This is a genomic window from Paraburkholderia flagellata, assembly GCF_021390645.1.
Taxonomy (GTDB): Bacteria; Pseudomonadota; Gammaproteobacteria; order Burkholderiales; family Burkholderiaceae; genus Paraburkholderia; species Paraburkholderia flagellata.
Genome location: NZ_JAJEJT010000001.1, coordinates 835,762 through 861,202, shown reverse-complemented (window position 1 = coordinate 861,202; position 25,441 = coordinate 835,762). Strand labels below are relative to the sequence as shown.

Here is a 25,441-nt window from a genome sequence, read left to right as displayed (position 1 = left end):
TCATCGATGGTTTCTGATTCTTCTACCAGCGAATCCGGTCGAAACGCCGCGTGTAGAGAACATCGGCGCCATTGAACGTGCCGGTATACGCCACCAGCGACCAGTAGCGCGTGAGGTTGATCGTCGCCTTCACCGCGTTCGACGCCGTCTGCAAACCCTGCTCGTAGCCAATCACGAGCCGCTGATTGATGACCTTCGCGATCATCACAACCTCGGTGTCGGTCAGGCCGACCTCGCTGCGCCCGATCGAAAATTCGTCGAGGCCGATACTTTGCGCGATGCGCTTGCCCTGCGCGCTGCCAAGCAAGGCGAGCGCCGTCGTCATGGCGTTCTGCTGGCCGAGGTTGTTACCCTGGTCGGTGCCGTGGCCGAACAGCAGCCAGGAGAGCTTTTCGTTGTCGGGCACGTTCGGCTCGGAGACAAGCCTTACCGCTGGCGACTGCACTGTACCCGTGACCTGCACGCCCGCCTCGACCTGCTGGTTGCGCCGCATGGCAAGAATGTTGATGCCCGGGTTGCCCACCGGCCCGTTGAACGTGAAGAAGCCGTTTTCGATGTTGAGCTTGGTGCCGAATGCCGTGTATGTGGAGCCTTCAGTCACGCGCACGTTGCCGACCGCGCGCAGCGGTACGTCCGGCGCGCTGTTGACCGAGATCAAGCCCGCAAGGCCCAGATCCGCGCCCTGCCCGCGGAAGCGGAAGTCGTGGCCGAGATCGATCTCGACGTTGGCGCGCGGCGCAAAGCGCGGCGCGGGCCTCGTCGACGCCGTTTCTTCGATGGGCGGCCTGCCGCCTACCGTCGTGCCGTCGGGGCGCACGATCACGACGTCGTCGCCAAGCGATGGCGCGGGCAACTCCGGCATATCGAAAAGCGCGTGATCGACGGTGAACTTGCCGTCGATCTCCATGCCGCCAAGATGGCCGCCGTTGGCGATGCTCGCGCTGCCGGAGAGCGACAGCTTGCGGTCGGGCGAAGCAAACAGTTCGAGCTTGTCCGCGACGATGCTCGCCGTGAGATCGGGTTCGGCGTTGTCGAGACGCACACGGCCCGTTGCGCGCAGCGTGCCGCTCGTCGCGCCCTGGAACTCCACCTGCTGGAAGTCGACGAGGTTCTGCGAAAGCGCGATGCGGATCACGCCGTCCTTCAACTCCACGCCCTGATCGACCACAGTGGCCGAAAGCCCGTCGCCGACAAGTGAGCCCGTGAGATTCGGCTTCGCGACCGTGCCGCCGAGCACGAGTTGCAGCGCGAGATGGCCGTCGAGCAGATAAGTCGGGCCCAACATGCCGCCCGTGGTCCGGAGCGAGGGCACGTTCGCCTTGATGGTGCCGCCGATCGGCGCCTCGTCCGCGACGGTGAGGATGCCGTCGCGCGGCACGAGCGTCGTGTAGGCGTCGATGTCGAGCATGCCCACGCGGCTCGCCTGCGCTTGCGCCGTGAGCGCGAGGCGGTTGCCGCCGCTGAAGGCCGCGCGCACGTTGAACTCGCCCACGCCGAGCGAGGCAAAGCCGCGGCCAACTTCGGTCGTGATGTCGCCCGAGCGGCGCTTGATCTGCACATAGCCGGTAGCCGTCTGGCCGACGGAGAAGTCCCAGTCGCCGTCGAAGATCAGGTCGGTCCTGAGCGTGGACGGCACGCCCGTGAACTGCTGCCGGATTTGCATGATGCGCGCGAGCGAAACGTTGGTGAGCGTGCCCGCCGAGTGAATGCGCCCATGGTCGAGGTCGAACCCTTTCAGGTCGAGCGTCGCGCCTTCGCCCACGAGACGTGTCGCACCAAGCGTGACGTGACCGGCACCCGCGCTGACCGTCAGCGGCGACTGCAGCTTCACACCGGGCACGCCTCGATTCTCGAGTTGCGTGAGCGTGCCGTTCCAGCGCGAGCCCTCGCGCGTGTCCTGGAGGCCGCCGTTCGCCGCCACCACGAAATCGATCGGCTGGCCCTGCACTTTGCCCTTCGCGCTCGCGGTGAGCGTGTGCTTCGCGCGCGTACCGTCGAGGCGCGCGGTGAGCGTCGTGATATCGACGCCCGCCACGGCGATCTCGCTCGCGTCGGTGCTGAAGGCGAGCGCGCCATTCGCGCCGTCGCGGGCGAGGGCATGGCCTTCGGCATGGCCGATGCGGTTATCGCCGAACACCACGTGGTCCGCCTTGTAGTCGAGTGAGACGTCAGGATGCGCGAAGGTGCCGGTCACGTCGCCGTTCGCCGCGAGCTGGCCCGCTATGCCGAAGCCTAGCCGGTCGAGCTGCGGCGCATCCACCCGAAAGCGCAGGCGGTCCCCACGCGCGCCGAAGCTGCCTTGCAGTTCGACGGTATTGCCCGCGATCGAGAGGTTCGCGCGGCTTGGCAGGATGCGCGAGCCCGCCAGCTGGATGAGGCCCTCGCCCGTGAGCGGCAGGTCGTCGTAGACGCTCGGGCCGAGCTTGAACTCGGCCTTCGTCGTGAAAGTGGGCGCGAGCGTGCCGCTCGCATTGAGCGTGCCGTTTACGCGCGCCTCAATGCGCCGGCCAGCGGGACGTGCGGCGGGTGCTGGCCGCGCTTCGGGTTGTGCCGCCGCGCCCTGCTGGGTCTCTTTTGCGTTCTCCACGCGCTTTTGCTCGGCGGCCTGCTCGCCGGACTGCGCGGGATTGAGCGACGGGTTCAGCGCCGGATTGAGCGCGAGATTGCGTTGCGGATTGAGCGCGTCGGCGGCGGGCTGGGCCGCGGGTTGAGCCACATGAGCGGGCCTCGGCCGCACGGCCGGGCCTGGCGACTTCGCGCTCGTGCGCGCCGGGATTTGCGACGTGAGCGACAGCGGATCGAAATTGGTCAGCACCGCCTTGAGTTGATACGTGGAACTGGCGTCGTGCTTGAGCGCGCCTGAAAGGTCGATGCGCCCCGCGCCCGAAGTCAGCCGCACGTCGTTGAGCGACAGGCGCGCGGGGTCCTGCGTGACCTTGCCCTGCACGCGCAGCGCCGCCTTCGGATCGGCGAGATCGAGCGTGACGCTCTGCACGTCGCCGTTCAGCCGCACGCCAATCGGCCCCGCGAATTGCGTGGCACGCACGCTCGACTGGATCGCGTTGAGGTCGAGCCCGGCCACCTTCAGATCGAAGCGTCCGTCGCGCCCGCTGATCGTGCCGCCGCCGGTGATCGTCGCATTCTTCACGAGACGCACGGCGAGCTTCGGGATGCGCTGCGTCCTCGCATCGAGCACGACGTCGGCGTGAGCGTCGATGAGCGGCAACAGCTTTTCGTCGATGGCGCCCGGCTTCGCGTTCACGATCGAGACCGCGCCCGCCACCGTGAAGCCAGCCGCATTGCTGCGTTCGCGAGCCGCGGCGGCTGTGGCCGATGCTGTGGAGGCAGCCGCGGCATCGGGTTTCGCGCCACCCCCAGGCGCCGATGCCAACGCCGGCACGGAAGCCGGCGTGACCGCCGACGCCGCCGCTGCGCCCGAAGCCATCGACGCGAGCGCCGCCGGCACGCCCGCCGCGCCGCCTGGCACCGGTTGCAATTGCGCACGCACGGCGAGGTCGGCGAACGGCGCGCCCGGCGCGAACGCCTGCGGATTGACGTGATCGAACGCGAGCGTTGCGCGTTGCAGCGGCACGGAAGCGAACGGCGTCGCCTCCACATGGGCGCGGCCGCTGAGCTTCATGCCGCTCGCCTCGATCTCGGCCGTGAGCGCCTCGAGCGAGCCGGCGAGGTTCGCGCTCACCTGCACGTCCTCGCCGTTCACCTTGCCGGAGTAGCCCAGGTCGCCCGTGAGCGCGAACGGCCGCACGCCATCGAGCTTCGCCCGCGCGCTCACCGCGCCAAAGGGCGTGTCGAGACGCTCGATGGCGGCCTCGTGATGGCGGCCATCGCTGCGTCCGTGGAACTGGAATCGCGAGAACTCGTTGGTGGAGGCGCCTTCGTGCAACGTGAGCTTGTTCACCTGCAAATCGCGGATCTCGAGCCCGAGCGGCAGTTGCAGGTTCTCAGGCAGCGTCATGGGCGAGGAAGGCTCGTGCGACGGCACGATGCGCATCTCGATGTCGCCAGCGTGCAGGTAGTCCACCACGAAGCGCCAGGGTTTCTGGCCGAAGCCATGCAGTTCCCATTCGCCGCCAATGCGGTCGACCTTGAGCGTGGTGCCGTCCGTGCCGCGCCAGCTCACGTCGGTCAAGCGCACACCGCTCGCGAGCGTACCGCCTTCGAGCCTGCCCGCAAGCTTGCCGTCGAGCAGCTTGACGGCCGCGCGCCACGCGTAAGCGGTGCCGCGCTCGGTGGTCAGCACGCCATACAGCAAGCCGGCGACAAGCCCGACCACCAGCACCGGCACGACGATAGCCCAGACCAGCGCCTTCCAGAGCCGCGGCCCGCGACGACGCGGCGGCGGCGCACCGGCGTCACCGCCCGCGCCACGCGCGCCGTTGCCGCCGCCGCTGGGTTCACCGCGCGCTTCATCGTCCGGGCTGGCTCCAGCCTCCCCCGGCGGCACTGCGAACGTGACGGGGAACCACACCCTGGCAACGAAACGACGCGCGCTCATGCGACCACCTCGCCGTGCGGCGCAGGGGTCGTAGCGAAACAGAGCAGCGAGCGCGTCATCATCAGAAGGCGATTCCGAGTGTCAGATAGGGCCGCACGCTGTGAGTGCGAAAACCATAGGCGAGATCGAGGTTGACCGGCCCGACGGGACTGCGCCAGCGCGCGCCGATACCCGCGCCCGGGTCGAACTCCTTTTCGCCCCAGGTATCGGTGGCGGTGCCGACGTCGAAAAACGCCGCGCCGCCCCAGTCGTGGCTGAACCAGTGCTGGTACTCCGCTGACCCGGTGACGAGATACTTGGTCGGCAGGATAGAGCCCGACTGGTCATTGCCGATGCTCTGGAACGAGTAGCCGCGCACCGAGTTCGACCCGCCCGCGCGGAACAGCAGCGACGCGGGGATGCCGCTCGAAGGGCCGCTCGTGAAGACACCGCCCAGCTCCGCGCGGAACACCATGATGTCGCTGTGGCCGATCGGCAAGTATTGCTGGCCGCGCATGTAGGCGCGCACGAAGCTTTGCTCGGCGCCCGCGTTCTTGAGCGCGAAGCCCGCCTCCATGCGAATGATGTTGCCCGTGCGCGGAAAGAGCGGGTCGTCGACGTTGCGGCGCGTCCAGCCCCAGGTCGGCACGAGCGCATAGGCCCGCGAGGACGGCCCCACGTTCTGCGTGAGGCGATCGTCGTAGAACATCAGCGCGTAGGCGTAGTCGATGTTCTGCGAGGTGCGCGTGCGCTGCACCCCGACGCGCGCGCTATAGATGTTCGTGTCCGAGACGTCGGTGGTCGTGTAGGAGGCGACGAGGCTGTTGGTCCAGGCGCGCGGGCCCGGCGGCATCGAAAGCTGGACCTGCCCGAACTTCTGGATCTGGTCGAGTCGCCCCTGCACCTGGAACGGCCACGCCGCCCCGAACGTATTCAGATACGTATAGGACCCTTGGACATGCGCGCCGGTATCGGTCGAATAACCCACGCCGCCGCGAAAGTTGTTGTACGGGAACTCGCTCACCTTCACGTGCACGGGCGTATCGACCGGCTTTTGCGTATTGGCGTCGACGTCGATCGCCACGCTCGCGTAGTACGGCGTGTTCTGCACCTGGCGCTGCAGCTCGGCCACGCGGTTCAGATCGTAGACTTCGCCGGGCGAGAGCGGATTCACGTTGTCGATGATGTAGCCCGGGTACCGCCGCGGGCCCGAAACGTCGAGCTTGCCCAGCGTGAAGGTCGGCCCGCTGTCGAACGTTACGGAAAGTTGCGCGTCATGGCGCAGCGGATCGACCCGCGCCTCCGAAAACACGATCTTGGCGCCGAGGTAGCGGCGTGCCTGCAGCGCCTTGAGCGAAGCGTTCTTGGCATCGTCCCAGCCTGACTGGCTAAAGGCATCGCCGTCGTGCAGCGAGAACGCGAACCGCGCGGTGTTCGCCTGCGCCGGATCTTCCGTGAGCACGGGGCCCCGAAAGACGAGCTTCACCGACGAAATCGTCGTGCGCGGCCCCGGGTCGACGCTCACCCGCACGTGCCGCCTGCCGTCGACCGTGCGCACGTCGGTGCGCACGACTGGCGTGAAATAGCCCGCGGTCGAGGCAAGATCCCGCACCTGCTGCGGCGTCGCGGTCACGAGGAACTCGAACTGGTCCTCGTTCACGTCGGCGCGCGTGGCAAAGCGCGCAATGTCGAGGTGCGCCTCGAGGAGCTTGCGCAGGTCGCGCGGGGAGGCCTGGATATCGACGTCGTAGTAGGTGCGCGGGCGCATCCACGGCAGGAGGGTAGTCAGGATGTCGGCCCGAGCGGGCGTCGCCACGGCGCAGAACTCGACGAGGCACATGATCAGGCACGCGGCGAGCCGTGGCCGCGCCGCCCACGAGGGGCGCCGCCGTGCGCACAATGCTTCGATCACCCATCCCGCCAAACGCCACCTCCGGCCGTCGTAGAACTGGTTGGCGCCGGTTGCGCCGCTCGCGCGCAGGGCACGGGGGCGGCAACGGGCGCAAACGCGTTATTTCACCACATCGGCGCGTAAAAACCCCAGGAGCAGGCGCAAAGGCACGGCAAGACGACCGCAAAGGCGGCGGAGCACGAAAGTCGGCGCGGATGTTCCGCGGCGTTGGCTTGCGGTAAAATTGCCCCCGACAGAATTAGCGGCGCGGCGCAATCAGGCGCCCCGCCTTACTGGACGGACGTCAGCCATGTATCAGTCGGACATCACGCAGTTCATCAACCAGCTCAAGCAGCAAACGCCGCAGCTCGAAGAACAGCAACGCAAGGGCCGCGCGCTCCTGTGGGACAAGCAGCCGATCGACCTCGACGAGCGCGAGCGCCAGCAGGCTTCGCGCGTGAAGCAAACGCCTTACGTCTACTACCAGAACTTCTGATGGCCGAGGCCGAGGGGGTCGGCGCGCCGCCAGCGGGCGAGCACGCGGCCAGTCACGCGGGCCACGCGCCCGGGCCAACGCCCGGTGAGGCGCTGACCACGCCCGCTACCGACTCGACGCCCGATACGGTCGACGGCGTCGCGTTCGCACGCCTTTACGGCGAGCCGCTCTTCAAGCTCCCGCAGGACCTCTACATCCCGCCCGACGCGCTCGAAGTTTTCCTCGAGACCTTCGAAGGCCCGCTCGACCTGCTGCTGTACCTCATCCGCAAGCAGAACTTCAACGTCCTCGACATTCCGATGGCGGAGGTCACGACCCAGTACCTCGGCTACGTCGAGCAACTGCGCAAGACCAACCTCGAACTCGCGGCCGAATATCTGCTGATGGCGGCCATGCTCATCGAGATCAAGTCGCGCATGCTGCTGCCGGTCAGGAAGGCCGACACCGGCGAGGAAGCCGAGGATCCGCGCGCCGAACTCGTGCGCCGCCTGCTCGAATACGAGCAGATGAAGCTCGCCGCCCAGCGCCTCGACCAGCTGCCGCAACTCGGCCGCGACTTCCTGCGCGCCGAGGTCTATATCGAGCAGAGCATCACGCCGCGCTTTCCCGACGTGGACAGCAACGACCTGCGCGCCGCGTGGGCCGACGTCATCAAGCGCGCGAAGCTCGTCCAGCATCACAAGATCTCGCGCGAGGAACTCTCCGTGCGCGAGCACATGAGCATCATCCTGCGCAAGCTCCAGGGCGAGCGCTTCATGGAGTTCTCCGAGCTTTTCGACACCACGCGCGGCGTGCCCGTCGTGATCGTGAACTTCATCGCCATGCTGGAGCTTTCGCGCGAATCGCTCATCGAGATCACCCAGCCCGAGCCGTTCGCGCCGATTTACGTGCGGCTCGCGTATTTGCCCGTCTGATCTTTGCCTGATCTTGTCTCTGCACGCGGCGGGACAATAAATAGGACCACATCACGCGGAGACCGGCGCCGGACCGCACAGCGGAACGCCAGGACAACCCCCTATCCGAGGCGGGTGCGCCGCAATCACAAATCCACTACAATCGCCCGCGCCTGCCCGGTCTCGTCCCATAAACGGGGCACACGAATTACCTGCCGCGCGACCTGCGCGGACCGGGCGCGCGACGTCCGCTCGCGGCCCTTCGTCCGGGTCTCTGGCTTGCGGCCGTGCCACCCAAGTCTTGCCCCGCGCGAGGCGTAAAGCATTCGATCATGAAAGTCATTAGCTCGATTCAGGAATTGCGCGACCAGTTGCGCGGCCAAAACCGCACCGCGTTCGTGCCGACCATGGGCAACCTGCACGAAGGCCATCTCTCGCTGATGCGCCTCGCGCGCCAGCACGGCGACCCGGTCGTGGCGAGCATCTTCGTCAATCGGCTGCAGTTCGGCCCGAACGAGGACTTCGACAAGTATCCGCGCACGCTCCAGGACGATATCGAGAAGCTGCAGAAGGAAAACGTCTACGTGCTGTTCGCGCCGACCGAGCGCGACATGTATCCGCAACCGCAGGAATATCGCGTGCGCCCGCCGCACGATCTCGGCGACATTCTGGAGGGCGAATTCCGCCCCGGCTTCTTCGAGGGCGTGTGCACGGTCGTCATGAAGCTGATGTCGTGCGTGCAGCCGCGCGTGGCCGTGTTCGGCAAGAAGGACTACCAGCAGCTCATGATCGTGCGCGCGATGTGCAACCAGTTCGCGCTGCCGACCGAAGTGATCGCCGCCGAAACGGTGCGCGACGCCGACGGCCTCGCGCTCAGCTCGCGCAATCGCTACCTCACTGAGGCCGAGCGCGCCGAGGCGCCGCAACTGGCGGGCGTCCTGCGCGCGATTCGCGAGTCGGTGCTGTCGGGCCGCCGCGACTTCCAGCAGCTCGAACTTGACGCCATGGCCACGCTCGCCGCGCGCGGCTGGAAGCCCGACTACATCGCGATCCGCAAGCGCGCGAACCTGCTGCCGCCCGCGCCGGGCGTAGCTGGTGACGCAGAGTCGCCGCTCGTCGTGCTGGCCGCGGCCAAGCTGGGTGCCACGCGCCTCATCGACAACCTCGAGATCTGACGCCCGCGGGACGGCCGCGCCGCCCCGCTCTCACCCGATTGCGCCAGATTCCGCTTACCCGCGGCGGGCCAAGCGCCCGCTCGCCTGAGGAGACCCTCCATGCAACGCCATATGCTCAAGTCGAAGATCCACCGCGTCGCGGTCACGCACTGCGAACTGCACTACGAAGGCTCGTGCGCCATCGACGAAGACCTGCTCGAAGCGGCCAACATCGTCGAAAACGAGCGTATCGACATCTGGAACATCAACAACGGCGAGCGCTTCACGACCTACGCGATCAAGGGCGAACGCGGCAGCGGCATGATCTCGCTGAACGGCTCGGCCGCGCGCCGCGCGCAACTGGGCGACCTCGTGATCATCGCGGCCTTCGCGAACGTGGAAGAGGAAGAGCTCAAGGCCGGCTGGAAGCCGGACCTCGTCTTCGTGGACGAGAACAACCGCATCAAGGGCAGCCGCGACCACGTGCCCACGCAAAGCTGGAGCTAAAGCGCGAATGCGGCCGGCGCGGCGCATTGGGCCCGCGCCGCCGTAGTTGTCCGCCTGGTTGCCAGCCAGGTTGCCTGGTCAGTTACCCGCTTGTTTGCCGTCCACCCAGCCGATAATCGACTGCCACTGGTCAAGATCCTTCTCGACCCGGCTCTTCGCGACGTCCCACAGCGTGAGGCCGTGCGCGGCGAGCTGCACGTAGTTCTGCGTGTCGCGCAGATAGCCCAGCACCGGCAGCTCCAGCCCCTCGACGAAGCGTTGCAGCTGCTCGGCCGAGCGCGTGCGCGCATCGACCCGCATCCCAACCACGCCCACCTGGATCGCGCCCTTGCGCACGGCCTTTTCCTTGGCGAGGCGGTTCAGGAAGTCCTGGGTGGCGAGAATGTCGAACATCGAAGGCTGCAACGGCACGATCACCTTGTCCGCCAGTTCGATGATCGCCCCGAGCCGGTTGCCGTGCAGGCCCGCGGGCGTGTCGATGACGGCGTGCTCGAGTCCCTTGGGCGGTTTCGCCGGGTTGTCCAGATCGACCTGCCAGCTTTCGATGGCCGGCAGCGTGGCGGGCCGCAGATCGAGCCAGGCGTGCGAGGACTGCTGCCGGTCGAGGTCCGCGAGCGCCACCCACTCGCCTTGTGCGGCGAAATAGCCGGCCAGATTGGTGGACAGCGTGCTCTTTCCCACGCCGCCCTTGGGATTCGCCACCACGATTACCGTCATGAATGCTCCCGTCAGGATGGCTGGCGCATGGGCCAGCCGGATTGCCGTGATTGTTGCCTGATGCGTTGTTCGATACCTTGCGAGGCGACTTGCAGACGAGCCAGCGCCCCGAATCAACCGTCCGATATTATCGGCAAATTGCGCGCCGCCGAAGTCCCCCACGTGCGCGCACCCGCATTGTTCACATCAAATAGAGGAGACTGACCGACCATGAGCACCCTACGCCACGACGTCACGATCGAAACCCTGCTCGAACGGCAGCGCGGCCGCCTGCCCGATCTGCTGGGCTTTCGTCCGATTGCCCTTGAGCAAGGCCTGCTGCGCGCCGAACTCGATGTGCGCAGCGACCTGCTCGCCCCGAATGGCTTCCTGCACGCCGCCACGGTGATTGGTCTCGCCGATACGGCCTGCGGCTACGCCTGTCTCGCCCACCTGCCGCCCAACGCGAAGAACTTCACGACCATCGAGATCAAGAGCAACCATCTCGGCACCGCGCGCGAAGGCACGATCTCGGCCGTCGCGACGGGCGTGCACCTCGGGCGCAGCACACAGGTCTGGGACGCTACGGTGAGCGGCCCGGACGGCAAGACCATCGCGCTGTTCCGCTGTACGCAGATGGTGCTTTACTGAGCCGAGCCGGTCGACCGCGCATTTAGCCACGCTTTTAGCCAATCACGCCGAACAACTTCTCCAGATCGAGGCTCGCGGCGAGCGTATCCGCCAGCCGCTCGAGCGACGCCTCGCGCAGCGCCGGATAGTCCACCGCGCGCGCCTGCGCGAGCCCGGCCCAGCGCACGAGCGCCGCGCACGCCTCGGGCGTGTCAAAGAGGCCGTGCACGTAGGTGGCGAGAATCTGGCCATCTGCCGAGCGCGCGCCGTCCGGGCGAGTTGTCCCCTCGCCTCCCTCAGCGAGCCTGAGCGCCGGGAAATCGAGCGAGCGCCCGCGCGTCTCGCCCATATGAATTTCGTAGCCCGCCACGCGCGCAGGGGCCCCGTGGGCGCCTTCCAGCGCGAGCGCGCCCGTCACATTCTTCAGCGTCTTTTCGCGCGTGAGCACGGTCTCGTAGTCGAGCCAGCCGAAGCCCTCGACCGCGCCCGGTTCGCCCTCCACGCCATGCGGATCGGCAATCGCGCGCCCGAGCATCTGCATGCCGCCGCAAATGCCGATGACGCGCCCGCCATACCGCAGATGCCGCGCAAGCGCCGCCTCCCAGCCCTGGGCACGCAGCCACGCGAGGTCGTCGCGCACGTTCTTCGACCCCGGCAGGATCACGAGATCGGCGGCGGGCGGCGCCTCGCCCGTGCGCACATACGTGAAATCGATCTGCGGATGGGCGCGCAGCGCGTCGAAGTCGGTGTGGTTGCTGATGTGCGGCAGCGCCGGCACAACGACGCGCAGCGTCTCGCCCCCGGCCTGTGCGCCGCTGTGAGCGGCGCCCGGCAACATGTCCTCGGCGTCGAGCGTGAGACCGTGCAGATACGGCACGACACCCAGCACCGGCTTGCCCGTTTGCTGCTCGAGCCAGGCGAGCCCGGGTTCCAGCAGCGAGCGGTCGCCGCGAAAACGGTTGATGACGAAACCTTTGACGCGCACGCGCTCGCTTTCCGAAAGACAGGCCAGCGTGCCGATCAGATGCGCGAACACGCCGCCACGGTCGATGTCGGCCACGAGGACTACCGGGCAATCGACCGCCTCGGCGAAACCCATATTCGCGATGTCGTTGGCGCGCAGGTTGACTTCGGCGGGACTGCCCGCGCCTTCCACGAACACCGTGTCGTAGCGCGCGCGCAGACGTCCATAGGACTCGAGCACGGCCTCGCGCGCGATCGGCTTGTAGTCCTGGTACGCGCGCGCATTGAGATTCATGCGTGCCTTGCCGTGGATGATGACCTGCGAGCCGAGATCGCTATTGGGTTTGAGCAGCACCGGATTCAGATCGGTGTGCGCCTCGATGCCGGCGGCGACGGCCTGCAGCGCCTGGGCGCGGCCGATCTCGCCGCCATCCACGGTCACGGCGCTGTTGAGCGCCATGTTCTGCGGCTTGAACGGCGCGACGCGCGCGCCCGCGCGACGCGCGAGGCGGCACAGGCCGGCGACGAGCGTGCTCTTGCCGGCGTCGGAGGTCGTGCCCTGGATCATCAGCGTGCCGGTGGGTACGCGGGGCACGGCGGGTAGCGTGGCGGTCATGAAGCGGATCGGTGGCCTGAGAGACACGGGAAGGCGAACGCGCATTATCCCATCGCCCCGCTACACGCTGCAGGACCCCGGCGCGACGTTGGCCGAACGGATGACGGTGCGGCCAACAGCAGCCGTTACAATCACGCGATGAATTCGCGCGACCTCACCTTCATCGTCGGCGGCGCGCGCTCGGGCAAGAGCGCGCACGCCGAACGCCTCGCCGCCGCGAGCGGCCTGCCGGTCACGTATATCGCCACCGCGCGCGTGACGGGCGATGCCGAGTTCGCCGAGCGCATCGGCCACCATCGCGCGCGCCGACCCGTGCACTGGGCGCTCGCCGAAGCGCCGCTCGATCTCGCGGGCGCGCTCGACGCGGCGGCGGCGCCCGGCCAGTGCGTGCTGATCGACTGCCTCACGCTGTGGCTCACGAACCTGCTTTGCCCCGCCGACTCCGACTCGCCGCTACCCGACTGGCGCGAACGCCTCGACGCCTTCGCTGCTGCCTGCGAGCGCGCGCAAGGCACGGTGCTCGTGGTGAGCAACGAGATCGGCATGGGCGTCGTGCCGATCGGCGCGCTCACGCGCCTTTACGTGGACGAACTCGGCCGCCTCAATCAGCGCGTCGCGGCGCTCGCCGACCGCGCCACGCTCATCGCCGCAGGCCTGCCTCTGGTGCTCAAGGCGCCGCGCGAGACCTCATGATGCTCACGCTACCCGTTACCGCCGCGCTTGCCGTGGCCGGCGTCACTGTCGACCGCTGGCTCGGCGAACCGCGCCGCGCGCATCCGCTCGTCGCATTCGGCCGCTACGCGAGCCGCATCGAAGCGCACCTGAACACGGGCCGCCGCGGCCGTCCCCTCGGCCTGCTCGCATGGCTTGCCGCCGTCGCGCCGCCCGTCATCGTCGCCGCGCTGCTGTGTGCGCTGCTGCCCTGGCCGCTCGCCTGGGCGTTGCATGTCGCGCTGCTATGGTTCGCGCTCGGCGCGCGCAGTCTTACCGAGCACATCGCACCGATCGGCGCCGCCCTGGCGCGGCGCGACCTCGCAGCCGCGCGCGAGCTGACTGGCCGCATCGTCTCGCGCGACACAGCAGGAGCGGACGCCACTGCGCTTTCGCGCGCCGCCGTGGAATCGGCGCTCGAGAACGGCAACGACGCAATCTTCGGCGCGCTGTTCTGGTTCGCGATCGCGGGCGGCCCCGGTGCACTCGCGTTCCGCCTCGCCAACACACTCGATGCCATGTGGGGTTACCGCACGCCGCGCTTCCTGCGCTTTGGCTGGGCTGCCGCGCGCATCGACGACGTGCTCAACTGGATTCCCGCGCGCCTCACCGCCGCGAGCTACGCGCTGCTCGGCGACACGCGCATGGCGCTGCGCTGCTGGCGCGAGCAGGCGCATCGCTGGGAGAGCCCGAACGCGGGCCCGGTGATGGCCGCAGGCGCGGGCAGCCTGAACGTGCTGCTGGGCGGCACGGCCGTTTATCACGGTGTGCTGGAGGAGCGCCCAGCGCTCGGCGCGGGCTCGCCGCCGCGCGCGCAACACGTGGATGCGGCGCTGCGGCTCGTCGAGCGCACCACCATCCTGTGGCTCGCGGCGCTGCTCGCACTGGCCTTCGTGAGCGTGGCGACCCATGTCTGAGAATCCAGCCGCTCTCGTCGCACACGGCGGCAATCTGCACGAAGCCGCCGTGCGTTACGGCATCGCGTGGGACGCCTGGATCGATCTCTCCACCGGCATCAACCCGCACGGCTATCCCGTACCGCCCGTGCCGCCGACGGCATGGCGGCGCCTGCCCGACGACGGCGACGGCTTCGCCGCGTGCGCCGCGCGCTACTACGGCGCACCAGACGCGCACCATGTCTTGCCCGTGGCGGGCAGCCAGGCCGCGATCCGCGCGCTGCCTGCGCTGTTGTCCACGCTGTTGCCGTCTGCGCGTGTCGCGATCGCGCCGCTCACCTACGGCGAGTACGCGCCGGCGTTTGCGCGCGCGGGCAATGAGATCGTGCCGCTCGACCTCACGCAGGACACGCTGCCCGATACCGTCACGCACGCCGTCGTGGTGAACCCCAACAATCCGACGGCCGCGCATATCGCTGCCGCGCGCCTGCTGCATTGGCATGCGCAACTCGCCTCGCGCGGCGGTACGCTGATCGTCGACGAAGCTTTTGGCGATGCGTTCGGCCACGAGCGATCCGAAACGCTTGCGCACGCAACCAGCCGCGAAGGACTCGTCGTGCTGCGCTCGCCGGGCAAGTTCTTCGGGCTCGCAGGTGCGCGTTGTGGCTTCGCACTCGGCGCACCCGCGCTGCTAGCCGCGTTGCGTGCGCATCTGGGCGCGTGGACCGTGAGCGGACCTGCGCGCCACGCCGTCACCCACGCATTCGAAGACGGCGCGTGGCAAAGCGAAATGCACGTGCGCCTCGCAACCGAGAGCGCACGCCTCGTTGCGCTGTTGCGCGCTCACGGCTTTGCGCCGCACGCCACGCCGCTTTTCGCGTGGATCACGGAAGCGCGCGCGGCAGCGCTGCAGGACGCACTCGCGCGCCGCGCGGTGTGGACGCGCCGCTTCGACGCGCCGGCCAGCCTGCGCTTTGGCCTGCCCGCCTCCGAAGACGAATGGCAGCGCTTCGAAAGCGCGCTCGAACAAGCCATGCGGGCGATCGGCTGATGCGCGCGGCAATCCTGGTGTTAGCGCTTGCCGTCGCGGCGCTCGGCCCATGCGCTGCAAGCGCGACCGTCGCCGCCATCGACGACGCGGGCAACACCGTCACCCTTCCCGCGCCTGCGCAGCGCGTATTGAGCCTCGCCCCGCACGTGACCGAGTTGCTGTTCGCGGCGGGCGGCGGCGCGAAAGTGGTCGGCGCCGTGGCCTACAGCGACTACCCGCCCGAAGCACAAAAGGTCCCGCGCGTGGGCGACAATCGAGCGCTCGACCTCGAACGCATCGCCGCGCTCAAGCCTGACCTCATCGTGGTCTGGCGTCACGGCAACGCACAGCAACAGCTCGATCGTCTGCGGGACCTGCACATCCCGCTCTTTTTCAGCGAGCCGCACAAGCTCGACGATGTCGCGACCTCTCTCACGCGCCTCGGCGTATTGCTCGGCACCGAATCCACGGCGCAGGCTGCGGCAAGCGCCTACCGCCGCGACATCGCGCAGCTACGCGCACGCTATGCGCAACGCGCCCCCGTGAGTGTCTTCTACGAAGTCTGGGATCAGCCGCTGATGACCATCAACGGTTCGCACATGATCAGCGACGTGATCGCGCTGTGCGGCGGCCGCAACGTGTTCGCAACGCTCGATCCGCTCCTGCCGACGATTTCCACGGAAGCCGTGCTCGCCGCCAATCCCGATGCGATCGTCACCGCTTCGCAAGGCGCAACTTCACCGGAGCGCCCTCTGCCAAGCTTCGAGCGCTGGCGCGCCTGGCCCGCGCTCACCGCTGTTGCACGCGGCAATCTCTTCGCCATCGACGGCGATCTGCTCACGCGCCCCGCGCCGCGCATCGCCCAGGGCGCGGCTCAGCTGTGCAAGGATCTCGATCTCGCCCGCTCGCGCGACGCCGTTGCGCATTAATTCGAAATCCGAAGCGAGTTGCTACGCGTTCCAGCGCGCGAGCAGCCACTGTGCGCTAAAAGCGTCGTAGCGCAGGCACACGATGGCGCCCATCTCCAGTGGCCAGCGTACGCAGCGCGCGAGCGGCATGCCGAGCGCGCGCGCCGCGACGGTGCGAATCACGCCCGCATGCGTGACTGCCCAAACGGTGGACTTCTCGTGCGCGTCGAGCCTATCGAACCATCCGCTCACGCGCGCATCGAACTGCGCAACGCTTTCGCCGCCATGTTCGCGCGCGTGCTCGAAATTCGCGGCCCATGCGTCGATCTGCGCGCGTTCGATCGCGTCCCAACGCTGCATCTCCCACGCGCCGAAATCCATCTCCGCAAGGCGTGCGTCTGCTTGCGGCGTGTGTCCGTGCAAACCGGCAAACGCCGCCGCAACGCTCGCGCAGCGCGTGAGCGGGCTCGTTTCAATCCGTTGCGGTTCGCGCACGCCGAGCACCGTGAGCCGCTCGGCGAACAGCGCGGCCTGCTGCGTTGCGTCGCCCGCGAGCGGCACGTCGCTCGCGCCGTAGCACACGCCCGCATCCACGGCCACGGCGGGATGGCGAATCAGAACGAGATCCATGCGAGCCCCACGAGGTAAATGGCAATCTCGAACACCTGTTGCGCGAAGCCGAGACAATCGCCCGTATAGCCGCCGATGCGGCGCACGAAGTAGCGCCCCAACACGTAGCGCAGCACGGCAAGCACGACGAGCGTCGCGGCACCCGCGCGCCAGTCAGGCGTAACGGACCACGTCGGCCAGAAAAGCCACGGCAAGCCGAACACGCACGCGCACAGCCACGCGGACACGCTCATGCGCTGCGCAACGGGCTTCGCCTTGCCCTCGGTGCGCACGTACTCGAGCGAGACGAGATAGCTGATCGCGCACGCGCGGCTCGCCGCGTGAGCGGCGATCATCAGCATCGCGGCGCGCGCCGGGGGCAGCGCGGCAAGCGTCTGCCACTTGAGCGCAAGCGCCACGACGAGGCCAATCGCACCGAACGCGCCGATGCGCGAATCGTGCATGATGCGCAGCACGTCCTCACGGGTGTACGCGCCGCCGAATGCGTCAAGGCAATCGGCGAGGCCATCCTCGTGGAAGGCGCCCGTCGCGAGGAGCGTGACGGCCATCGAAAGCAACACCGCCACGCTCGCGGGAAACACACGCAATGCGGCGAGATAGACGAGCGCCCCGAGTGCGCCGATCAACACGCCGACGAGCGGAAAGTAGCGCGCCGCCGCATTGAGCCATGCAGGCTCGAAGCCGACCCAGCGCGGCACCGGCACACGCGTGAAATAGCCGAGCGCCGTGAAGAAATAACGCAGTTCCGCAAGCGGCTTCATCGTGCGGCGCTCAGGCGTGGCGATCACTGCGATTGTCGACGCCAGCCGACTCGAAGCTCGCCATTTCGTTCAGGAACGCCACCGCCGCGCGCAAGAGCGGCACGGCGAGCGCCGCGCCCGTACCCTCGCCCAAACGCAGATCAAGCGCGAGCAGTTCGCGCGCGCCGAAGTGATCGAGCATGCGCCGGTGCCCCGCTTCGTTCGATGCGTGCGCAAACACGCAGTAGTCGCGCACGTTTGGCGCAAGCGAGTCGGCCACGAGCAGCGCCGAGGTCGCGATAAAGCCGTCCACGAGAATCACCATGCGCGAGCGTGCCGCTTCGAGGTACGCGCCCGCCATCATCGCGATCTCGAAGCCGCCGAACGCGGCGAGCACGTCGAGCGGTTCGCGCGCGTCGGCATGATGCGCGAGCGCCGCCGCGAGCACGTTGCGCTTTTTCGCGAGGCCCGCATTGTCGAGGCCCGTGCCGCGCCCGACACATTCGTCGATCGGCACGCCGCACAACCGGCTCATCAGGCACGCTGCCGACGACGTATTCGCAATGCCCATTTCGCCAAAGCCGATCACGTTCGTGCCGAGTGCCGCGTGATGGCGCACGCGCTCGGCGCCCGCCGCGAGCGCGGCGAGGGCTTCGTCGCACGTCATGGCGCGCTCGCGCGCGAAGTTGCGCGTGCCGCGCGCGATGGGCACATCGACCAGCGTGGGCGACAGCGGCAGCGGTGTCGCCACGCCCGCGTTGACGACTTCGAGCGTGAGTCCCGCCACGCCGCTGAATGCGTTGATGGCCGCGCCGCCTGCCACGAAGTTCGCGACCATCTGCGCAGTCACGGCCTGCGGATACGGGCTCACGCCTTCGGCGGCAATGCCGTGATCGCCCGCGAACACGATCATCACAGGACGCTCGACGCTCGGGCGCGTCGTGCCCTGGATCATGCCAAGCTGGCGCGCCAGCGATTCGAGGCGGCCAAGACTGCCGGGGGGCTTTGTCTTCGTGTCGATAAGGCGTTGCAGTTCGTCGCGCAACGAGAGGTCGAGCGGTTCGACGGCGAGCAGTTCGGTAAGCGATGACGTCATGGTGTGTTTCGTTTCTAAGTGATGCGGGAGAAGGCGTCGCACTAGTGCGCGCCGTTCGGTCCCGGCGAATGCGGTGATGAAGCGGTCGACGCGAACGCAGGTAAAAGCGCAGGCACCAGTGCCTCGTGCTCGCCCTCGCGTATCAGCACGAGTGGATGCCCGAATGCGGCGCTCGCGCGCTGCGGCGTGAGCACCTCACGCACGGGGCCCGCGTGAAAGCCGCCGCGGCCGTCGAGCAGGAGCGCGTGCGTCGCGAAACGCCGCGCAAGATTGAGATCGTGGCAGGAAAACAGCACGGCACGCGCTTCGCTGCGCACCCAGCGCGAAAGCGCTTCAAGGCACGCGATCTGATGATGCAGGTCGAGATGCGCAAGCGGCTCGTCGAGCAGCAGAAGCGGCGCGCCCTGACACAACGCGGCCGCAAGCGCGACACGCTGGCGTTCACCGCCGGAGAGCGAAAGCACATCGCGCGCGGCGAACGCTTCGAGGCCGAGCGTGGCGAGCGCGGCGTGCGCGGCGGCGCGATCGGCGTCGCCTTCCCAGCCCCAGCCCGAAAGATGTGGATAGCGATTGAGCAGTACGGTGTCGATCACGCTCGCACTGAATGCGTCGCGCTGGTCCTGCGGCATCAGCGCGCGGCGCTGCGCGAGGCGCACCGGCGGCCAGTGTGCGAGCGCGATGCCCTCCACTTCCACGCGCCCGGCGGAAGGCTCGCGCAGGCCCGCGAGTGCGCCGATCAACGTGGTCTTGCCCGCGCCATTCGCGCCCGCGACGCACCAGATTTCGCCAGCGGCAAACCTTTGCGAGAGCGAATCGACAAGCGTACGCGCGCCCGCGCGCAACGTGAGCGCGTGGACAGCGAGAAGGGGTGCGGATGCGTCGCTCATCGTGCACGCCTCGCGAGGAGCATCCACAGAAAAACGGGCACGCCCGCGAGCGCGGTCACGACGCCCACCGGCAACTGCGCGGGCGCCGCTACCGTGCGCGCGACGAGGTCCGCGCCCATCACGGCCACGCCGCCGGCGAGCGCGGCGGCGGGCACGAGCATACGCTGGTCGTTGCCGAACGCGAGGCGCAGCATGTGGGGCACGACGAGCCCGACGAAGCCGATGGTGCCGCCCGTCGTCACGGCAGCGGCCGCAGCAAGCGAGGCGGCAAGATAAATGCCCACGCGCAGACGCAGCACCGGCACGCCGAGCGCCTGCGCAGCGGCGTCGCCGCGCAGCAGCACGTTGAGCATCGGCGCGGCCGGCACGATGCACGCAAGGACCACGCCAAGCACAACGAGCGCGGGCCATGGCGTGCCCGCACCATTGAGGTCGCCCGTGAGCCAGAACAGCATGCCGCGCAGACGCGTGTCGGGCGAGAGTGTCAGCAGCAGCGTGATCACCGCGCCCCAGCCTGCCGCCGTCACCGCGCCCGTCAACAGAAGCCGCGGCGAACTGTCCTGCGGCTCGCCACGCCATAACTCGCGGCGTGCGAGCCCGAGCACGAGCAGGATCGAAACGAACGCACCCGCACATGCACTCGCCTGCACGCCCCACCACGCGACGCCCGCGATCATCGCGACCAGTGCGAACGCGGCAGCGCCACCCGAAACGCCGAGCACGTAGGGCTCCGCAAGCGGATTGCGCAGCAGCACCTGCAACAGCGCGCCCGCCAGCGCGAGCAGCGCGCCACATGCGAAACCCGCCAACGCGCGCGGCAAGCGCAGCGTGCGCACGATTTCGATCGCCATGTCGGGTGTGCCGTGCGCGGGAGTGAGCGCCGCCAGCGCCTGCGCAAACGTCACGCCCACGCTGCCTGTTGCGAGCGATGCGGCGAACACCACGAGCGCCGCCGAGGCGAGCGCGGCCCAGATCATGCACGCGCGGCGCGCGCTCATCGAGCGGCGCGGCAGCGCGTGCAGCGGCGGCACAGCATGGGACTCATCGCGGCGCATGGAACGCATCGGGGAACTCAGCGGCGGGTTTCAATCAAGCTCACAAAGACAGCAGGAATATCGCAGGCCAGGACAGTGCGCAGTTTTTTCGTCGCTAAAGACTCTGCATGATGCGTGGCAGAGCATGACAAAAGCAGCATGGCAAAAACCGTTCACAAAAGCACTGGTAAAAGACCATGAATCCGTGATGTTATAACGCGCGGAGCATGATCGAGACGACGCGCTGCGCGCGCGGCCTTGGCAAATTACGTTCCCGCCTGGCCTATGCGGCACACGTAGCGAGGGATTCGTGCCTGATTCGGGTAAGAAGCCGGGTTGTTACGTCTGGAAACGACACAATTATCAAAATACGCGTTGATCCGCGCTAGAATGCCTGTCTTTAGAGGACGCAGCACATGCTCAACGAACTCGAAACACTCTCACAAAACATCGGGCGGCTGATCGAGATTAATCAGCGCCAACACGAAGCACGCCTCGCACTCGAAGAGCAACTCACGCAGCTGCGTGCGCAATGCGACGAGACACGCGCCGAACTCGAACAGGTCCGCGAGGAGCGCGCCGCGCTGCAAGCAGAGCGCGATGCACTCTCGGCGAAGATCGATGATGCGCAGGTGCGTCTGAACGCGATCCTCGAAAAGCTGCCACGCGCACGCGCAGGTAACGAGCGCGACAACCAGCTCGATCTGCTTGAGCCGTCGCAGAGCAACGACGACGACAGCAACGCGGCCCGCCACGGAGAAAATGCATGACCACCAAGCAGATCGAAGCGACGATACTCGGCCAAACCTATCGCCTCGTCTGTTCGCCGGAAACGGAACAGGCGCTGCTCGAGGCCGTGGCGCGCGTGGACGCCGAAATGTCGAAGATCCGCAATCACAGCAACGTGCGCGGCACCGATCGCATCGCCGTCATGGCAGCGCTCTCGCTCGCTTCGGAACTGCTGCGCCTGCAAACCAGCGTGCGACACGGAGAAGCATTCCCAGCCGAGGAAATCCGTCGTACAATGCGCCAAATGAATGAACAACTGGGCGCGGTGATTCACCAGTACGGTGTGCAATAAGCGCAGTTTCAGTCACCAACGTGCGGTATGATGTTGTTCATAGGTAGCGTTGATTTGTTTAGAAACACGCGTTTCCAAACACGCTGCCAAACAGTTTAGTCAGCTTCCCTGCCTGGTTCGCCAAGGTCATATATTCCTTGAACCAATGCCATGTGCACGGTTGCGGAAATTTGTAGCACGGGCGTGCGCGTCACACAGTCTGATGTACCCGAAGTGCTGCTAACTGCGACCAATTCTGAACCCTCGGTTCAGGATGCCGGCCTAGCGGCTATGGCGGGGACCTATTCAAACGGCATCGGACCACAAGTCCGATGCCGTTTTTCATTGTGCGGCCCGCATTTACGTTTTCTCTGGCATGCACGCTCGCCCCTCTTCCCTTTCGACGTGAACTTCGACTCATGCGCTACTGGCTGATGAAGTCCGAACCCGACGAAGCAAGCATCGACGACCTCGCAAACGCGCCGCAGCGCACGCTGCCCTGGACCGGCGTACGAAACTACCAGGCGCGCAATTTCATGCGCGACACCATGCAGCAAGGCGACGGCGTGCTGTTCTATCACTCGAGCTGCCCCGAGCCCGGTATCGCGGGCATCGCGCAGGTGTCGTCCACGGCCTACCCCGACCCCACGCAGTTCGATCCGAAAAGCCCGTACTACGACGCGAAATCGACGCAGGAGAATCCGCGCTGGATGCTCGTCGACGTGGTGTTCAAGAAGAAGTGCCCGCTGATTGCTCTGGCCGCCTTGCGTGAGCACGAGGAACTCGCGGACATGCGTGTGCTTGCCAAGGGCAATCGACTTTCGATCACGCCGGTCACCACGGCCGAGTGGAACTTCATCACGAAACATCTGATGTGAAGCGGTTGCGACGCGGCCTGGCTGAGCCCGCTCGCTTGCGGGCCGGGCACGCACACAGCATCCGCGCGCGACTTCAAGCACAATCGCGCACAGTCGCGCGTCGTTACGTCGTCGTTATGTCGTCGTTATGTCGCCGTTATATGTGTGTCGCGCGCGACGCAAGTTCTGCAAGGAGCCTCAATGAACCGAAAAACAGCCGTCACGCTCGCCGCCGCATTCGCTGCCGCCCTCCCCCTCGCCATGACGCTCGCGCCGGGCGCCGCGTTCGCACAGAGCGACGCGCGTTTCCAGCAGCCCTCGGGCGTGCTTTCGCTTTCCGCGCAGGCCAGCGCCGAAGTGCCTCAAGACGTCGTCAACATTACGCTGTTCTACGAACAGGAAGCGAGCGATCCTGCCTCGCTCACAGCGACGCTCAATCAGCGCGCCGACGCCGCGCTCCAACGCGCACGCGGCGTCGCGGGCGTGACCGCGCACTCAGGCCAGTTCTCGATCTTCCCTTCGACGGATCGCGACGGCCGCATCTCCGCCTGGCGCGGCCGCACGGAAGTCGTGCTCGAGTCGCATGATTTCGCGGCGGCGTCGAAACTCGCCGGCGATCTCTCGTCGATCATGCAGGTGGGCAACGTGCAGTTCTCGCTGTCGGCCGAGGCACAGCGCGCCGCCGAGCAAAAACTTTCGGGCCAGGCCATCGCCTCGTTTCGCGACCAGGCCCTCTCGGCCACGCGCGCGTTCGGCTACAGCAGCTACACGATTCGCGACGTGAACGTGGGGCACTCGGGCGTGATGCCGCGTCCCATGATGATGATGAGCGCGCGCAGCGCTTCGGCTGACGCGAAGATGTCGTCGCCTGTGCCGCTCGAAGGCGGCACATCCACGGTGACGGTCAATGTCTCCGGCTCGGTGCAGATGAAGTAAGGCGCGCCATACAAGTCGATCGAGCACGCAAGCAAAAAAGGCCACGGTGAAAACCGTGGCCTTTTTCATGGGCTAAAACGCGCGATGCGTGTGCGCGTGTCAGCTCTTCGCGCCCGCGACTTGTGCGCCGTTCTTGTTGCGATTGGCGCGGCGATACGCCCACGCCATCAAGCCAATCCCCGCGATGACCATCGGCAGCGAAAGCCACTGGCCCATCGAAAGACCGAGCGCGAGCAGGCCGAGGAAGTCGTCGGGCTCGCGTGCGAATTCGACCGTGAAGCGCGCAAGACCATAGCCGATCAGGAACATGGCCGAAATCGCGCCAACGGGACGCGGCTTGCGCGCGAAAAGAATCAGCACGATGAAAAGCGCGATGCCTTCCAGCGCGATTTCATACAGTTCAGAAGGATGGCGCGGCAGCAAATGGTATTGCGCGAACACTTCGTTCAAGTGCCACTGCGCGGCCAGTTGCGGATGCGCGACGAGCCACGCGGCGTCGTCGTTCGCGGCGCCCGGAAACAGCATGGCCCACGGCGAGTCGGGCGACGTCACGCGGCCCCACAACTCGCCGTTGATGAAGTTGCCGAGTCGGCCAAAGGCGAGCCCCGTGGGCACCATCGGCGCGACGAAGTCCGTGACCTGCAGCCAGGTGCGCCCACGCTGCCACGCGAACAGGACCATCGCGAACGTCACGCCGAGGAAGCCGCCATGAAACGACATGCCGCCTTCCCACACCTTGAAGATGTCGAGCGGATGCGCGAAATACCAGCTTGCCTTGTAGAACAGCACGTAGCCGAGGCGCCCGCCCAGAATCGTGCCGAGCACACCGTAGAACAGCATGTCGTCGATGTCTTTCGCGGTCCAGCCCTGGGCGGCCACGTACGGCAGACGCAGGCGCAGACGGCCGATCACGATCGCCAGAATGAAGCCGACGAGATACATGAGGCCGTACCAGCGCACGGCGAGCGGCCCGAGATGAATGGCGACGGGGTCGAAGTTCGGGTGGATGAGCATCGTGGATGAAGTCTTGTCGGCGATATCAGTTGAAATCGGGTTGTAAGCAGTTGCGCGCCACTTGCCAAAGAGGCCAAGCGCGTTGGACGTTTGCAAAGCGGCGAGGTTCGCCGCCAGCGTGTCATGGCGTGACATTATCGCTGACGCGAGGGGGCGCGAACCAAAATGCACGTTTGGCCGTGCGCCGCGAGTGTAACGGTGACAGATGACGCAGCGTGTGTGGCTAGCCCTCGCGCCTCTCCAAGCCCGCCGTCGCCGCATGCGCGCGCACGATCTCGATAAACGCCGCGAGCACCGGGCTCACCTCGGCCGAGCGCCAGACGAGTCCCGTTTCGATGGCTGGCACCGCCCCGGCGAGCGGCCGGTACACGACGCCCGTGCGGCGCAGATGGCGCAGCGACTGCGGCACGAGCGCCACGCCCATGCCGGCCGAGACGAGGCTCACGATCGTCTGCATCTGGATCGCTTCCTGGCCGATGTGCGGCGCGAGGCCTGCCGCGCCGTAGCAGTCCATGATGGTGTCGTAGAACCCGGGGGCCAGATGGCGCGGAAAGACGACGAGCGGCGCGTCGGCGAGATCGCGCAAGCTCACGGGCTCATCGTGCCAGTCGTCGGTGGACGGGCCGCCAAGGCGCGCCGAAAGCGCCGACGGCATGGCGACCACGAGCGGCTCGCGTGCGATCGGCTGGTAAGCAAGCTGAGCCGCGTGGCGCGGCGGCACGGGTGCGATCACGAGGCCCGCGTCGATGCGGCCAGCCACCAGCTCTTCCACCTGCACGTCACTCGTCGCTTCGGCGAGCTGCAAGCGCACGCGCGGATAACGCGCGCCGAAATCGCGCAGCAAAAGCGGCAGCAAACCGTAGTCGGCAGTAGAAACGAAGGCCAGCGCGAGCACGCCCGCCTCGCCGCGCGCGAGGCTCTGCGCGAGCGGCCGCAGCGCTTCGGCACTCGCCAGCAGGCGCCTCACCTCCGGCAACAGATCGGCGCCTACGGGCGTCAGCTCCACCGACCGGCGGGTACGCGCGAACAACTCCACGCCGAGCGTCTCCTCCAGCGCACGAATGGCCTGCGAGAGCGGCGGCTGCGTCATCGAAAGGCGCGCCGCGGCGCGGCCGAAATGCTGCTCTTCGGCCACGGCCACGAAATAGCGAAGCTGGCGCAAATCGGGGATAGTCGGGTTCATCGGCATCGGTCTCGCGTTGTTGTCGCGTTGATATCTTTTTCGACTCAATAGACGACGAATAATATATTGGACAGTGTTCTCGCGAAATCGCATGCTTCGACAGACGTGCCGGCGCTCC

General features: G+C 67.1%; 24 protein-coding genes and 1 other RNA gene. 14 read left to right on the top strand and 11 right to left on the bottom strand.

Annotated features, from left to right (window positions below):
• Nucleotides 1-22: 22 nt before the first annotated feature.
• Both L0U83_RS03735 and L0U83_RS03730 read right to left on the bottom strand, forming a co-directional pair.
• Complete coding sequence (locus tag L0U83_RS03735; RefSeq protein WP_233880636.1) at nucleotides 23-4,516, bottom strand: translocation/assembly module TamB domain-containing protein; 4,494 nt, start codon at nucleotides 4,514-4,516, stop codon at nucleotides 23-25.
• Between the two features lie 61 nt (nucleotides 4,517-4,577).
• Nucleotides 4,578-6,335 (bottom strand): autotransporter assembly complex protein TamA, encoded by a 1,758-nt coding sequence (locus L0U83_RS03730; protein ID WP_373321042.1) that lies wholly within the window; start codon nucleotides 6,333-6,335, stop codon nucleotides 4,578-4,580.
• Nucleotides 6,336-6,696: 361 nt separating this feature from the next.
• On the opposite strand from L0U83_RS03730, the gene L0U83_RS03725 reads away from it, so the two are divergent.
• The 4 genes from L0U83_RS03725 to panD all read left to right on the top strand — a co-directional run bounded on the left by L0U83_RS03725 (nucleotide 6,697) and on the right by panD (nucleotide 9,436).
• On the top strand, nucleotides 6,697-6,882 hold the full coding sequence (locus L0U83_RS03725; protein WP_233880634.1) for a DUF3460 family protein: 186 nt from the start codon (nucleotides 6,697-6,699) through the stop codon (nucleotides 6,880-6,882).
• On the top strand, nucleotides 6,882-7,796 hold the full coding sequence (locus L0U83_RS03720; protein ID WP_233880633.1) for a segregation and condensation protein A: 915 nt from the start codon (nucleotides 6,882-6,884) through the stop codon (nucleotides 7,794-7,796). The genes L0U83_RS03725 and L0U83_RS03720 overlap by 1 nt, the downstream gene beginning before the upstream one ends.
• Nucleotides 7,797-8,107: 311 nt before the next feature.
• Nucleotides 8,108-8,950, top strand: coding sequence for a pantoate--beta-alanine ligase (gene panC, locus L0U83_RS03715; RefSeq protein ID WP_233880631.1), 843 nt, complete (start codon nucleotides 8,108-8,110; stop codon nucleotides 8,948-8,950).
• Between the two features lie 99 nt (nucleotides 8,951-9,049).
• Nucleotides 9,050-9,436, top strand: coding sequence for an aspartate 1-decarboxylase (gene panD, locus L0U83_RS03710; RefSeq protein ID WP_201693692.1), 387 nt, complete (start codon nucleotides 9,050-9,052; stop codon nucleotides 9,434-9,436).
• 78 nt (nucleotides 9,437-9,514) lie between these two features.
• On the opposite strand, the gene L0U83_RS03705 is transcribed toward panD, so the two are convergent.
• Entirely contained in the window at nucleotides 9,515-10,153 is a 639-nt protein-coding gene (locus L0U83_RS03705; protein ID WP_233880629.1) for a ParA family protein, read from the bottom strand.
• Between the two features lie 210 nt (nucleotides 10,154-10,363).
• Between L0U83_RS03705 and L0U83_RS03700 the strand changes: the two genes are divergently transcribed.
• Nucleotides 10,364-10,783 carry a PaaI family thioesterase gene (locus tag L0U83_RS03700; protein WP_233880627.1) on the top strand — a complete coding sequence of 140 codons (420 nt, stop codon included), beginning with the start codon at nucleotides 10,364-10,366 and terminating at the stop codon, nucleotides 10,781-10,783.
• A 34-nt stretch (nucleotides 10,784-10,817) separates the two neighbouring features.
• Here L0U83_RS03700 and L0U83_RS03695 read toward each other — a convergent pair whose 3' ends face one another.
• Nucleotides 10,818-12,341, bottom strand: a complete 1,524-nt coding sequence (locus L0U83_RS03695; protein ID WP_233880625.1) for a cobyric acid synthase — start codon at nucleotides 12,339-12,341, stop codon at nucleotides 10,818-10,820.
• Nucleotides 12,342-12,479: 138 nt separating this feature from the next.
• Between L0U83_RS03695 and cobU the strand changes: the two genes are divergently transcribed.
• From cobU to L0U83_RS03675, 4 genes are read left to right on the top strand one after another with little or no spacing between them, the layout of a single operon-like run.
• Complete coding sequence (gene cobU, locus L0U83_RS03690; RefSeq protein WP_233880623.1) at nucleotides 12,480-13,034, top strand: bifunctional adenosylcobinamide kinase/adenosylcobinamide-phosphate guanylyltransferase; 555 nt, start codon at nucleotides 12,480-12,482, stop codon at nucleotides 13,032-13,034.
• A complete protein-coding gene (gene cbiB, locus L0U83_RS03685; RefSeq protein WP_233883695.1) occupies nucleotides 13,034-13,969 on the top strand; it encodes an adenosylcobinamide-phosphate synthase CbiB in 936 nt (311 codons plus the stop codon). Before cobU ends, cbiB begins: the two co-directional genes overlap by 1 nt.
• Nucleotides 13,962-14,999 carry a threonine-phosphate decarboxylase CobD gene (cobD, locus tag L0U83_RS03680; RefSeq protein ID WP_233880621.1) on the top strand — a complete coding sequence of 346 codons (1,038 nt, stop codon included), beginning with the start codon at nucleotides 13,962-13,964 and terminating at the stop codon, nucleotides 14,997-14,999. Before cbiB ends, cobD begins: the two co-directional genes overlap by 8 nt.
• Nucleotides 14,999-15,907: a cobalamin-binding protein gene (locus L0U83_RS03675; RefSeq protein WP_233880619.1), complete on the top strand. Its 909-nt coding sequence runs from the start codon at nucleotides 14,999-15,001 to the stop codon at nucleotides 15,905-15,907. Before cobD ends, L0U83_RS03675 begins: the two co-directional genes overlap by 1 nt.
• A 21-nt stretch (nucleotides 15,908-15,928) precedes the next feature.
• Here L0U83_RS03675 and cobC read toward each other — a convergent pair whose 3' ends face one another.
• Genes cobC through L0U83_RS03650 form a run of 5 tightly spaced genes read right to left on the bottom strand, consistent with a single transcriptional unit; the run spans nucleotide 15,929 to nucleotide 20,303 of the window.
• Nucleotides 15,929-16,516: an alpha-ribazole phosphatase gene (gene cobC / locus L0U83_RS03670; RefSeq protein WP_233880617.1), complete on the bottom strand. Its 588-nt coding sequence runs from the start codon at nucleotides 16,514-16,516 to the stop codon at nucleotides 15,929-15,931.
• Entirely contained in the window at nucleotides 16,501-17,277 is a 777-nt protein-coding gene (locus tag L0U83_RS03665) for an adenosylcobinamide-GDP ribazoletransferase (RefSeq protein ID WP_233883686.1), read from the bottom strand. The genes cobC and L0U83_RS03665 overlap by 16 nt, the downstream gene beginning before the upstream one ends.
• A gap of 10 nt (nucleotides 17,278-17,287) precedes the next feature.
• Nucleotides 17,288-18,352: a nicotinate-nucleotide--dimethylbenzimidazole phosphoribosyltransferase gene (gene cobT / locus L0U83_RS03660; RefSeq protein WP_233880615.1), complete on the bottom strand. Its 1,065-nt coding sequence runs from the start codon at nucleotides 18,350-18,352 to the stop codon at nucleotides 17,288-17,290.
• A gap of 41 nt (nucleotides 18,353-18,393) precedes the next feature.
• Nucleotides 18,394-19,239, bottom strand: coding sequence for an ABC transporter ATP-binding protein (locus tag L0U83_RS03655; RefSeq protein WP_233880613.1), 846 nt, complete (start codon nucleotides 19,237-19,239; stop codon nucleotides 18,394-18,396).
• Nucleotides 19,236-20,303 carry a FecCD family ABC transporter permease gene (locus L0U83_RS03650; protein ID WP_373320973.1) on the bottom strand — a complete coding sequence of 356 codons (1,068 nt, stop codon included), beginning with the start codon at nucleotides 20,301-20,303 and terminating at the stop codon, nucleotides 19,236-19,238. Before L0U83_RS03650 ends, L0U83_RS03655 begins: the two co-directional genes overlap by 4 nt.
• Before the next feature lie 386 nt (nucleotides 20,304-20,689).
• Between L0U83_RS03650 and L0U83_RS03645 the strand changes: the two genes are divergently transcribed.
• The 5 genes from L0U83_RS03645 (at nucleotide 20,690) to L0U83_RS03625 (ending at nucleotide 23,126) form a co-directional block, all read left to right on the top strand.
• Nucleotides 20,690-21,043 carry an ATPase gene (locus L0U83_RS03645; RefSeq protein WP_233880611.1) on the top strand — a complete coding sequence of 118 codons (354 nt, stop codon included), beginning with the start codon at nucleotides 20,690-20,692 and terminating at the stop codon, nucleotides 21,041-21,043.
• The gene (locus L0U83_RS03640; RefSeq protein WP_042268772.1) at nucleotides 21,040-21,354 is read left to right on the top strand and encodes a cell division protein ZapA; all 315 of its coding nucleotides are present in this window, start codon (nucleotides 21,040-21,042) and stop codon (nucleotides 21,352-21,354) included. Before L0U83_RS03645 ends, L0U83_RS03640 begins: the two co-directional genes overlap by 4 nt.
• 102 nt (nucleotides 21,355-21,456) lie before the next feature.
• Nucleotides 21,457-21,638: non-coding RNA, 6S RNA (ssrS, locus tag L0U83_RS03635), on the top strand.
• A 114-nt stretch (nucleotides 21,639-21,752) separates the two neighbouring features.
• Entirely contained in the window at nucleotides 21,753-22,211 is a 459-nt protein-coding gene (locus tag L0U83_RS03630) for an EVE domain-containing protein (RefSeq protein WP_201693722.1), read from the top strand.
• Between the two features lie 180 nt (nucleotides 22,212-22,391).
• Nucleotides 22,392-23,126 carry an SIMPL domain-containing protein gene (locus L0U83_RS03625; protein ID WP_233880609.1) on the top strand — a complete coding sequence of 245 codons (735 nt, stop codon included), beginning with the start codon at nucleotides 22,392-22,394 and terminating at the stop codon, nucleotides 23,124-23,126.
• A 99-nt stretch (nucleotides 23,127-23,225) separates the two neighbouring features.
• Here the strand turns inward: L0U83_RS03625 and lgt are convergent, their stop codons facing one another.
• The gene (lgt, locus tag L0U83_RS03620) at nucleotides 23,226-24,140 is read right to left on the bottom strand and encodes a prolipoprotein diacylglyceryl transferase (protein ID WP_233883684.1); all 915 of its coding nucleotides are present in this window, start codon (nucleotides 24,138-24,140) and stop codon (nucleotides 23,226-23,228) included.
• Between the two features lie 223 nt (nucleotides 24,141-24,363).
• Nucleotides 24,364-25,323, bottom strand: coding sequence for a LysR family transcriptional regulator (locus L0U83_RS03615; protein ID WP_233880607.1), 960 nt, complete (start codon nucleotides 25,321-25,323; stop codon nucleotides 24,364-24,366).
• Between the last annotated feature and the right edge of the window lie 118 nt (nucleotides 25,324-25,441).

Excerpts from the sequence above, each read along its gene's own strand:
- panD (WP_201693692.1), top strand. The coding sequence starts at position 9,050 with ATGCAACGCCATATGCTCAAGTCGAAGATCCACCGCGTCGCGGTCACG.
- cobT (WP_233880615.1), bottom strand. The coding sequence starts at position 18,352 with ATGACGTCATCGCTTACCGAACTGCTCGCCGTCGAACCGCTCGACCTC.
- L0U83_RS03735 (WP_233880636.1), bottom strand. The coding sequence starts at position 4,516 with ATGAGCGCGCGTCGTTTCGTTGCCAGGGTGTGGTTCCCCGTCACGTTC.
- lgt (WP_233883684.1), bottom strand. The coding sequence starts at position 24,140 with ATGCTCATCCACCCGAACTTCGACCCCGTCGCCATTCATCTCGGGCCG.
- L0U83_RS03700 (WP_233880627.1), top strand. The coding sequence starts at position 10,364 with ATGAGCACCCTACGCCACGACGTCACGATCGAAACCCTGCTCGAACGG.
- L0U83_RS03655 (WP_233880613.1), bottom strand. The coding sequence starts at position 19,239 with ATGAGCGACGCATCCGCACCCCTTCTCGCTGTCCACGCGCTCACGTTG.
- L0U83_RS03650 (WP_373320973.1), bottom strand. The coding sequence starts at position 20,303 with ATGCGTTCCATGCGCCGCGATGAGTCCCATGCTGTGCCGCCGCTGCAC.
- L0U83_RS03695 (WP_233880625.1), bottom strand. The coding sequence starts at position 12,341 with ATGACCGCCACGCTACCCGCCGTGCCCCGCGTACCCACCGGCACGCTG.
- L0U83_RS03675 (WP_233880619.1), top strand. The coding sequence starts at position 14,999 with ATGCGCGCGGCAATCCTGGTGTTAGCGCTTGCCGTCGCGGCGCTCGGC.
- L0U83_RS03640 (WP_042268772.1), top strand. The coding sequence starts at position 21,040 with ATGACCACCAAGCAGATCGAAGCGACGATACTCGGCCAAACCTATCGC.
- L0U83_RS03720 (WP_233880633.1), top strand. The coding sequence starts at position 6,882 with ATGGCCGAGGCCGAGGGGGTCGGCGCGCCGCCAGCGGGCGAGCACGCG.
- panC (WP_233880631.1), top strand. The coding sequence starts at position 8,108 with ATGAAAGTCATTAGCTCGATTCAGGAATTGCGCGACCAGTTGCGCGGC.
- L0U83_RS03730 (WP_373321042.1), bottom strand. The coding sequence starts at position 6,335 with ATGTGCCTCGTCGAGTTCTGCGCCGTGGCGACGCCCGCTCGGGCCGAC.
- cobC (WP_233880617.1), bottom strand. The coding sequence starts at position 16,516 with ATGGATCTCGTTCTGATTCGCCATCCCGCCGTGGCCGTGGATGCGGGC.
- L0U83_RS03625 (WP_233880609.1), top strand. The coding sequence starts at position 22,392 with ATGAACCGAAAAACAGCCGTCACGCTCGCCGCCGCATTCGCTGCCGCC.
- L0U83_RS03725 (WP_233880634.1), top strand. The coding sequence starts at position 6,697 with ATGTATCAGTCGGACATCACGCAGTTCATCAACCAGCTCAAGCAGCAA.
- L0U83_RS03705 (WP_233880629.1), bottom strand. The coding sequence starts at position 10,153 with ATGACGGTAATCGTGGTGGCGAATCCCAAGGGCGGCGTGGGAAAGAGC.
- L0U83_RS03630 (WP_201693722.1), top strand. The coding sequence starts at position 21,753 with ATGCGCTACTGGCTGATGAAGTCCGAACCCGACGAAGCAAGCATCGAC.
- L0U83_RS03665 (WP_233883686.1), bottom strand. The coding sequence starts at position 17,277 with ATGAAGCCGCTTGCGGAACTGCGTTATTTCTTCACGGCGCTCGGCTAT.
- cobD (WP_233880621.1), top strand. The coding sequence starts at position 13,962 with ATGTCTGAGAATCCAGCCGCTCTCGTCGCACACGGCGGCAATCTGCAC.
- L0U83_RS03645 (WP_233880611.1), top strand. The coding sequence starts at position 20,690 with ATGCTCAACGAACTCGAAACACTCTCACAAAACATCGGGCGGCTGATC.
- cbiB (WP_233883695.1), top strand. The coding sequence starts at position 13,034 with ATGCTCACGCTACCCGTTACCGCCGCGCTTGCCGTGGCCGGCGTCACT.
- cobU (WP_233880623.1), top strand. The coding sequence starts at position 12,480 with ATGAATTCGCGCGACCTCACCTTCATCGTCGGCGGCGCGCGCTCGGGC.
- L0U83_RS03615 (WP_233880607.1), bottom strand. The coding sequence starts at position 25,323 with ATGAACCCGACTATCCCCGATTTGCGCCAGCTTCGCTATTTCGTGGCC.